This is a genomic window from Streptosporangium sp. NPDC048047 (genome assembly GCF_040653115.1).
Lineage (GTDB): Bacteria > Actinomycetota > Actinomycetes > Streptosporangiales > Streptosporangiaceae > Streptosporangium.
Genome location: NZ_JBEZNH010000048.1, coordinates 59,987 through 67,441 on the forward strand (window position 1 = coordinate 59,987; position 7,455 = coordinate 67,441).

The window sequence follows — 7,455 nt, forward strand, 5'->3', positions numbered from 1 at the left end:
TGACTCTCCGCACCGGTGGGCGGTGACGGGCGGATGGCGCGCGGGTTACGGCCCGGCACCCGAAACGACGCCGGTCGTCCGTTTCCCCGCCCGTGCGGCGGCGCGGGACGCCGTGCCGCGCGGCCCTAGGGTTGAGCCATGGAAGGGATCGAAGACCTCATCGCGCGGGCCGGCGTGGACGGCAGGCGGCCCCGGGCGGTCCTCGCGGCGCTGTCCGGCGGCCGCTGGTGGACGCTGGCCGACCTGGTCCGCGAGACGGCGACGTCCCGGCGGACCGTCGAGGCGCTGCTGCGCGAGGTCGAACTGGAGCGCTCCGGCGACCGGTTCCGGCTGACGCGCCCGCCGGCCGGGATCACCGGGATCACGAGGGAGAACGCGCCGGCCGACCCGGTGGCCCATCTACTGCCCCGCCACGCCGGCCTGGTCGCGACGATGGAGGAGCTGATCGCGCGGGCTCCGCGCGGCCGCCAGGCGCTCGACCACGTCGCCGCGACCGCCGACACCGTGGTCCGGCGGGCGCTGCTGATGGACGCCCGGTTCTGGCTGGACGGGGCACGACTGCTGTGCGTGGGCGACCACGACCTGACCTCGCTGGCCACCGCGCTGCTGCATCCCGGCGTCGAGATCACCGTCGTGGACGTCGACGAGCGCATCCTGGACCACATCGCCGGCCACGCCGAACGGCTCGGCCTGGCCGTCCGGACCCGCTGGGCCGACCTGCGCCTGGGCCTGCCCGCCTCGGCGCACGCCTGGGCCGACCTGGCGATCACCGACCCGCCGTACACCCCCGAGGGGATCGGCCTGTTCACCGCGCGCGCCGTGCAGGGGCTGCGCGACCGCGAGCAGGGCCGCGTCCTGCTGGCGTACGGCGCGAGCGAGCGCACCCCGGCCCTCGCCCTGAAGGTCCAGCACGCCCTGTCCCAGCTCAACCTCGTCAGTGAGGCGATCTACCCGGACTTCAACCGCTACTTCGGCGCCGAGGCCATCGGCTCGGCCGCCGACCTGTACGTCCTGCGGCCCACCACCAAGACCTGGCCCGCCGTGGCGGCCCGCGTCGACGGCCTCAGCACCGCGATCTACACCCACGGCCCCCAGTCGGTCGAGTCGGCGGGGGCGGCCGGTCAGGCCGCGCGGGCCGCCGCGCCGGACCCCGGGGAGTCGCCCGGGGTGCTGGTCGGCGAGTGGCCGAAGGATCTCCTCCCCCGCGTCCAGCGCACGCGGCTGTCCACCTGGCTGGCCAAGCCGCACGCGGGCGATCCGCGTCGCGCGGCGATCGCCGTGCCCGCCGGGATGGAGGCGGCGCTCCCCCGGCTGCTGCTGGCCACCCGCGCCCGCGAGGTGCGGGTCACGCTCGCCGGGCCGCCCGCCGGCCTGCCCGGCGCGCCGCTGACGTCCCTGTACGAGCTGACCGCCGAGGGCCCCGTCGTGCGCGCCGTACGGCTCGCGCCCCCGGAGACGGACGAGGGTCGCGTCCTGCGGCACATCCTGGACAACGCCCACGGCAAGCTGGCCAACACCTGGCGCGAGGGCCTCATCCGGGTCCGGGACGACCTGACCAAGAGGCAGGCCAGGGCCCTGGTGGAGGCCGCCGCGCCGTGGGCGGGCGAGGTGACCGTGCTGGAGCTGCCCGCCGGCCGCCTCGCGGAGCTGCCGGCCGCGGTACGGGCGTCGGTGGTGGCGGCGGACGGGTCCGCGGCGCACCCGGCGCCCGGAACCGGACACGCCGCAGGGTCCGGGGCCGCGTCCGGCACGGGGTCCGGCGGGGGGCCCGGGGCCGAGGCGGGGTCCCCGGACGCGGGGTCCGTCAGCGCGTCAGGCGACGCTGGACGGCCAGGCTGAGGCTGTCGAGCGCCACCTGCGGATAGGTCAGGTCCACCCCGCCCGCGGCGCCCACCGGGCCGACCCAGCTCACGGTGACGTAGTGGCCCAGGGCCCGCACCTGCGCCCAGCTCCGCGCGGCGCCGAAGCCGGGCGGGGCGCCGGGGGCGAGGCGCACGAAGCCGCCGCCGTCCCGGGGACCCGCGAACGCCCGCACCAGCCGGTCGGCGGCGGGCGCGTCGGCCAGGTTGAAGATGACGAACTGCCCGAAGACCCGGCCGTCGGCGGTGGCGTAGCGGGCGCGCAGCGCCTGGCCGCACCCGGCGACCGCCTCCTCGGCGTCGCCCCACACCGCCGCGGCGCAGTCGGTGAGCGTCTCGGAGCCCTGGCGGGCGAGGGCGGTCCCGCCCGCGGCCACCGACCCGGCGGGGAAGACCTCGCCCGCGGTCAGCGGGTCGGGGTCGGCGGCGCGGGTGGCGATCGGCGCGTAGATGGCGCTGGTCGTCTCGCTGCGCAGCGTCGCCGGCCGCGGGAGGTCACCGCCGCGCAGCCACAGGAAGGCCGCCGCCCCCGCGGCGACGACCGGCACGACGACGGCTGCGGCGATCCACTTGCGCATGACGCACCAGCCTAGTGGGACGCGGGAGACGCCCGGGGCGCTTCCCGGGGGGTCAGGAGGCCGGGCCGGCCGCGACGACGCGGCGGAACACGGCCTTCTCCGCGCCGCGGACCGCGAGGGTCAGGGCGACGAAGTCGTCCCGGGGACCGGGCTCGGCGCCGTCGGTACGGCCGACCCAGGCCAGGCCGGCGTAGTGGCCCATGGCGTAACCGCTGCCCTCGGTGTATCCACCGGACGGGAAGACGGCCTTGCCGGACTGCGGCGCCTGGATCCAGCCGCCCCGGTACGCCGTGGTCAGCCCCTGGACGAGCGCGTCGGCGGAGGCGGCGTCCCTGAGGTTGAACAGGGTGTACATCGCGACGTAGCGGCCGTCGGCGCTGGTGTAGAGGCCCCGGGCGGCCTGTGTGCACCCGCCCTGGGCGAGCCGGTCGGCGAGCTGCCCCCAGGCCGTCGCCGGGCAGCCGGAGCTCAGGTCGGTGGCGGCCAGCCGCAGGGTGACCTTGCCCTCCTTGAGGGTCTTGACCGCGAAGACGTCCTTGACCGTCAGCGGCTCGGGGTCGGCCTTGCTCTGCGCGATCGGCGTGAACAGCTTCGGCGACGCCCAGCCCTTGTAGGCGTCGGGCCTGGGCCGGGTGGTCAGCGCGGCGGTGGTGACCCGCTCGGGCACGACGTCCTGGCCCAGCGACCCGACGATGAGGATCATGGCGACGATGGTGCCCGCCACTCCGGCCAGCACCGTGCCCGCGATGACGGCCCGCCGCTGGAACGGGGTCAGGCCCCACTCCTCCAGCCGGGAGCCGCTGTCGAAGCGGTTCTCGGGGCGGGTCTTCTCCGGGCGCGGCTTCCCGGAGCGGGACCGCTCCGAGCGGGACCGCTCGGAGCGCGACTTCTCCGGACGGGTCCTCTCCGGGCGCGGCCTCTCGGAACGGGACCTGCCGCGGCCCCTTCCCGTCCGGCCGGCGGGGACCTCCGCGCCCTCGGTCTCCCGCGCCTCCCCCGGGTCCGCCACGGCGAACTCGGACGGGACGGGGAACTCGGGCGGGACGGCGGAGGCGGCCCGGGCGGGCGTCCTGGGGAACGCGGGGGCGGCGTGCGCGGAGGTCCCCGGAAAGGAGGGGGCGCCCTGGGCGTACGCCTCCTGGAAGAAGGGGTCGTCCACGGCGGGGCCCGCCGGGAAGGGACCGTCCAGGAAGGGGGTGTCCGGGGCCGCGGCGCCGGGCGGGAAGGGGACGCCCGGAGAAGGCTCGGGGGCGGCCGGCCCGGCGGCCCGGGAGGAGCCGCGGCGGCGCTTGCGCCCGGGAGGGCCGGGAGGAGTCGTCACAGAGAGGTCCCTCCCAGCAGGCTGCCCAGTCCGAACGTCAGCCCCGCCGCGACCACGCCGACCACGAGCTGGCGCAGGCCGCTGTACCACCAGCTGCGCGCGGTGACCCGGGAGACCAGGGCGCCCGCGCCGAACAGCGCCAGGCAGGACACCACCGCCGGCCAGAGCAGGCTGGTTACGCCCAGCAGGTACGGAAGGAGCGGCAGCAGCGCACCCACGCTGAAGGACAGGAACGAGGAGATCGCGGCGGTCTTCGGCGAGGGGAGGTCGTCCAGGGTGACCCCCAGCTCGGCGCTGGCGTGCACCTCCAGCGCCTTCTCCGGATTGAGGGAGATCTGCCGGGCCACCTCGGCGGCCAGCGCGGGCTCGACGCCGCGCGACTCGTAGAGCTTGGCCAGCTCGTCCTGCTCGGCCTGCGGGTTGCGCTCCAGCTCGCGCCGCTCGATGTCGATCTCGGCGATGGCGAGCTCACGCTGGCTGGCGACCGAGACGTACTCGCCGCCGGCCATCGAGAACGCGCCCGCCGCCAGCCCGGCCACCCCGGCCAGCACGACGACCTTGATGGTGGAGGTGCCGCCGGCCACACCTGCGATCAGGGCGAAGTTGGAGACGAGACCGTCCATCGCGCCGAACACCGAGGGCCGCAGCCATCCGCCGTTGACGTCACGGTGCTCGTGATGGATCTCGGCACGCGTGCCGGACCCTCCGCTCATCATGTCTCTTTCCGACCGTCGGACGCAGCCTCCGCGACCCCCTTCCGGGGGTCGGCGGGCTCTTCCGGCCCGTCGGCCTGGTCCGCCGGGTGCGCCGGATCGGCGCTCCCTCCGGTGTCCAAGGCTAGCCCGGCCGACGCTATGCCCGGTTCGCCGCTCTCACCCGCTTCGCCGCCCCTGACCGGTCCACCGTTCTCACCCGGTGCGTCCGCCGGATCGGCCTCGCTCGCCGTACCGGCCCCGTCCTCGGCGCCCGGCTCATCCGCCGGGGCCGCCGCGGCGGCGGCCTCGTGCTCGTCGGCCTGGCCGGCCGGGTGGGCGGGATCGGCGGGCGGCTCGCCGCCGGGACCCGCGGCGAGGACCCGCTCCTCGCCGGTCTTGCCGCGGGCGTACCAGAAGTAGGCCATCGCGGCCAGGAACAGCACGACCGAGGTCCACTGGTTGAGACGCAGGCCCAGGATGTGGTGGGCCTCGTCGATGCGCATCCCCTCGATCCAGAACCGGCCCGCGGTGTAGCCCGCGACGTACAGGGCGAACACCCTGGCGTGACGCAGCGCGAACCTGCTGCCCGCCCAGACCAGGAAGAGGGCCAGCGCCAGGTCCCACAGCGACTCGTACAGGAACGTGGGGTGGTAGGTGGAGACCCCGGCGATCGTGCCCGGCCGGTCGGGGTCGATCTCCAGGCCCCACGGCAGGTCGGTCGGCCCGCCGAACAGCTCCTGGTTGAAGTAGTTGCCCCAGCGGCCGATGGCCTGGGCCACCGCGATGCCGGGGGCGACGGTGTCGGCCACCGCGGACAGGGAGATGCCCCGCCTGCGGCAGCCGAACCACACGCCGAGCGCGCCCAGCGCGACGGCCCCCCAGATGCCCAGCCCGCCGTTCCAGATGAACAGCGCGTCGATGGGCCTGTTGGGCGCGTCCGGCGCGAAGTAGAGCTGCCAGTCGGTGATGACGTGGTAGAGACGCCCGCCCACCAGACCGAACGGCACGGCCCAGACGGCGAGGTCGACGATCGTGCCCGGGGCCCCGCCCCGGGCCCTCCAGCGGCGTTCGCCGATGACGACGGCGACGATGACACCGAGCACGATGCACAGCGCGTAGGCCCTGACGGGGACGACGCCGAAGAGATGCCAGACCCCTTGAGAAGGGCTGGGAATCGAGGCGAGGGGCATGTCAGGTGACGTTACCGTGTCGCGGGCTACTTGGCCGCATCAACGACGGCCTGGCGCAGCTCCGCCGGGCGGAACGCCACCTCGTTGTCGACCTCCTTGCCGTCGAGCTTGAGCGTCGGGGTGCCCTTCAGCTTCGCCTGGTCGAGGATCCTGGTGCTGGCGGCGAGGTGGGCCTGCGCCTTCTCCTGGCCGGTCACGCACCGCTCGAAGCCGGGGTCGGTGACGCCGGCGTCCCTGCCCCAGGCGACCAGGTCCTCCAGCGAGAAGCCCGGGGTGTTCTCGGCCGGCTGCTTCTTGAACAGCTGGTCGTGGAACCTGGCCCACGGGGCGCCGCCGGGGATGCAGCGCGCGGCGGCGCCGGCGCGCAGCGAGTTGCCCCGGGTGACGCCCTTGTTCATGTCCTCGGGGAAGATCGTGATCGGGTGGTAGACCACCTTCGCCCTGCCCTCGGCCGCGAGGTTCTTGATCGTCGAGCCGCTGGTCTCCTCCAGCGCCCTGCACGCCGGGCACTGGAAGTCCTCGTAGACCTCCAGCACCGGCCTGTTCACCCCCGGCCTGGCCATCACCACCGAGCCGTCGGCGGCGACGCTGATCGGGGCGAGCGCCCCGCCGGCCTCCTCGGGCTTGCTGCCCTGGGCGGCGAACCACCAGCCGGCGCCGATGGCGCCGAAGGTGACGACGGCGGCGGCGGCGATGGTCACGATGCGGCGGAGCCGCTCCCTGCGCCGCTCCTCCTCGCGCTGCGCCTTGATCCGGTCGCGGACCGACTGGTCACGCGCGGCCTTGCCCATCAGCGGTTCTCCTTCACGTGGGGCTCCTCCTCGTCGCCCTCGGCGTCGTACACCTCCCGCCCGGGGATCAGTCCCAGCGCGGAGTCCAGCGCGAGCCGGCCCGGCGGGAACCAGGCGACGACCACGCCGAGCGCGAAGAGACCGGCGTCGCGCAGGATCGTGAGGAGGTAGTCGGGCTCGGCCCCGGCCCTGAGCTGACCGCCGCCGCCGAAGCAGCCGCAGTCGATGCGCAGCCCGCGCGCCCACGCCGAGGCGATCCCGATGACGAACGCGAGCATGAGCAGCATGGAGATCATGCCCGCGACGCGCGTGAGCAGCCCGACGACCAGCAACACCCCTACGACGATCTCCAGGATGGGAAGGCCGTAGCCGACCACCTTGGCCAACGATTCAGGAAGCAGTTCGTATGCCTCGACCGCCTGGACGGAGAGCGCAGGAGTGCCGATCTTCTGCCAGCCTGCGGCGATCAGCACACCCGCGAGCACCAACCGCGAAACGGTCGTCACCCAGGGTAGCGCCGAAATCGCGCCCCGTGTTCCCATGCTGGTGGGCTTCTCGGAAGTCACGAGCATCATCGTCTCCTATTCCAGGCCCCCGCCTGCGCTCGTCGCGGAATCCCCCGCCATCTCGCGGAGATCCCATCACGGGCCCGGTAAGCGTCGGATAAGCCTGCGGCGGACCTCAGCGGGCCGTCGCGGGCCACCCCGCCCCGGACGCGGCCGAGCGTGGCGAACCTGGGAATTTTATCCGAGGTAGGGCTCTGAACTGCGGATATACCGGTCGGAGATGATTCTTCGCGGCTCCGGGCGCCGCCCGCTCTCGCGCCAGGACCGCCCGCTCTCGCGCCGGGACCGCCCCGCCCGTCCGGGAGCCCGCCGCGGCACGGCGTGTCACCGTCCCAGGCCACGGGCCGTGACGGCCCGCATCCGGCCACCGGCGATCGGCGACGCGCGGCCGAGGCCGTACGTAACGTGAACATCACTTTACGTGACTGTGTTTCGCAGAAAATCGGAGGGTGCGT

General features: G+C 74.7%; 7 protein-coding genes. 1 reads left to right on the top strand and 6 read right to left on the bottom strand.

Annotation, left to right across the window (positions count from 1 at the left end; all coding sequences use genetic code 11):
- Positions 1-138: 138 nt before the first annotated feature.
- Entirely contained in the window at positions 139-1,839 is a 1,701-nt protein-coding gene (locus tag AB0D67_RS30275) for a bis-aminopropyl spermidine synthase family protein (protein ID WP_362943516.1), read from the top strand.
- Here the strand turns inward: AB0D67_RS30275 and AB0D67_RS30280 are convergent.
- The 6 genes from AB0D67_RS30280 to AB0D67_RS30305 are packed head-to-tail and all read right to left on the bottom strand — an operon-like array spanning position 1,805 to position 7,009.
- Positions 1,805-2,437 carry a hypothetical protein gene (locus AB0D67_RS30280; RefSeq protein ID WP_362943519.1) on the bottom strand — a complete coding sequence of 211 codons (633 nt, stop codon included), beginning with the start codon at positions 2,435-2,437 and terminating at the stop codon, positions 1,805-1,807. The two genes, AB0D67_RS30275 and AB0D67_RS30280, sit on opposite strands and share 35 nt — an antisense overlap.
- A gap of 52 nt (positions 2,438-2,489) precedes the next feature.
- The gene (locus AB0D67_RS30285; RefSeq protein ID WP_362943522.1) at positions 2,490-3,758 is read right to left on the bottom strand and encodes a hypothetical protein; all 1,269 of its coding nucleotides are present in this window, start codon (positions 3,756-3,758) and stop codon (positions 2,490-2,492) included.
- Positions 3,755-4,471, bottom strand: coding sequence for a VIT1/CCC1 transporter family protein (locus tag AB0D67_RS30290; RefSeq protein WP_362943525.1), 717 nt, complete (start codon positions 4,469-4,471; stop codon positions 3,755-3,757). The genes AB0D67_RS30285 and AB0D67_RS30290 overlap by 4 nt, the downstream gene beginning before the upstream one ends.
- Complete coding sequence (lgt, locus tag AB0D67_RS30295; protein ID WP_362943528.1) at positions 4,471-5,643, bottom strand: prolipoprotein diacylglyceryl transferase; 1,173 nt, start codon at positions 5,641-5,643, stop codon at positions 4,471-4,473. Before lgt ends, AB0D67_RS30290 begins: the two co-directional genes overlap by 1 nt.
- Before the next feature lie 26 nt (positions 5,644-5,669).
- Complete coding sequence (locus tag AB0D67_RS30300) at positions 5,670-6,434, bottom strand: thioredoxin domain-containing protein (protein ID WP_362943531.1); 765 nt, start codon at positions 6,432-6,434, stop codon at positions 5,670-5,672.
- A complete protein-coding gene (locus AB0D67_RS30305; protein WP_362943534.1) occupies positions 6,434-7,009 on the bottom strand; it encodes a MauE/DoxX family redox-associated membrane protein in 576 nt (191 codons plus the stop codon). Before AB0D67_RS30305 ends, AB0D67_RS30300 begins: the two co-directional genes overlap by 1 nt.
- Positions 7,010-7,455: the final 446 nt, after the last annotated feature.

Excerpts from the sequence above, each read along its gene's own strand:
- AB0D67_RS30280 (WP_362943519.1), bottom strand. The coding sequence starts at position 2,437 with ATGCGCAAGTGGATCGCCGCAGCCGTCGTCGTGCCGGTCGTCGCCGCG.
- AB0D67_RS30300 (WP_362943531.1), bottom strand. The coding sequence starts at position 6,434 with ATGGGCAAGGCCGCGCGTGACCAGTCGGTCCGCGACCGGATCAAGGCG.
- AB0D67_RS30290 (WP_362943525.1), bottom strand. The coding sequence starts at position 4,471 with ATGAGCGGAGGGTCCGGCACGCGTGCCGAGATCCATCACGAGCACCGT.
- AB0D67_RS30275 (WP_362943516.1), top strand. The coding sequence starts at position 139 with ATGGAAGGGATCGAAGACCTCATCGCGCGGGCCGGCGTGGACGGCAGG.
- lgt (WP_362943528.1), bottom strand. The coding sequence starts at position 5,643 with ATGCCCCTCGCCTCGATTCCCAGCCCTTCTCAAGGGGTCTGGCATCTC.
- AB0D67_RS30305 (WP_362943534.1), bottom strand. The coding sequence starts at position 7,009 with ATGATGCTCGTGACTTCCGAGAAGCCCACCAGCATGGGAACACGGGGC.